The following is a 713-nucleotide window of genomic DNA, read 5'->3' as shown; positions in this document are numbered from 1 at the left end:
TCCGGGTTGATTGCGATTCCTAAAGGGTAACTCCCCACTTTTACTGTTGCTGTAACTTTGTTTGTTGCGGTATCAATAACAGAGACTGTGCTGTCCCCATAATTTGTTACATATGCTTTTGTTCCTGTCGGGTTAATTGCAACTCCCCATGGATATTTTCCTACAGGCACCGTGGCTGTAACCTTATTTGTGGCTGTGTCGATAACAGAGACGTCGCGTTCGTTCGTCACATATACCTTTGTTCCTGCCGGATTAACCGCAACTCCGGTAGGGAGATCTCCTACAGTTATCGTGGCTGTAACCTTGTTTGTAGCTGCGTCGATTACAGAAACAGTGTTATCGAGGTCATTTACCGCATATACTTTTGTTCCCGCCGAGTTAACTGCAACTCCGTAAGGATAATTTCCTACTTTTATTGTAGCTGTAACCTTGTTGCTTGCAGTGTCAATTACCGAGACAGTACCACTGCCCTCGTTTGCTACATATACCTTTGTCCCGTCAGGGTTTACTGCAATTCCCCAGGGATTAGAGCCTACTTTCACCTTTGCTGTAACCTTGTTTGTGGCTGTATCAATAACAGAGACAGCATCGTTGACATCGCTTGCTACATATACCTTAGTTCCCTTCGGGTTTACTGCAACTCCGTATGGATTGGATCCTACATTCACGGTGGCTGTAACCTTATTTGTAGCTGTATCAATTACAGAGACTGT

The 713-nt window shown here is 44.6% G+C and carries 1 protein-coding gene; it reads right to left on the bottom strand.

From position 1 onward, the window contains the following. The coding region (locus tag ASJ81_RS14630) for a glutaminyl-peptide cyclotransferase (protein ID WP_170943329.1) at nucleotides 1-713 on the bottom strand (713 nt) is incomplete at both ends.

This window comes from Methanosarcina spelaei, assembly GCF_002287235.1.
In the GTDB taxonomy this organism is placed as follows: Archaea; Halobacteriota; Methanosarcinia; order Methanosarcinales; family Methanosarcinaceae; genus Methanosarcina; species Methanosarcina spelaei.
The sequence above is the reverse complement of the archived record's forward strand: the minus strand, read 5'-3'. Positions and strand labels throughout refer to the sequence as shown.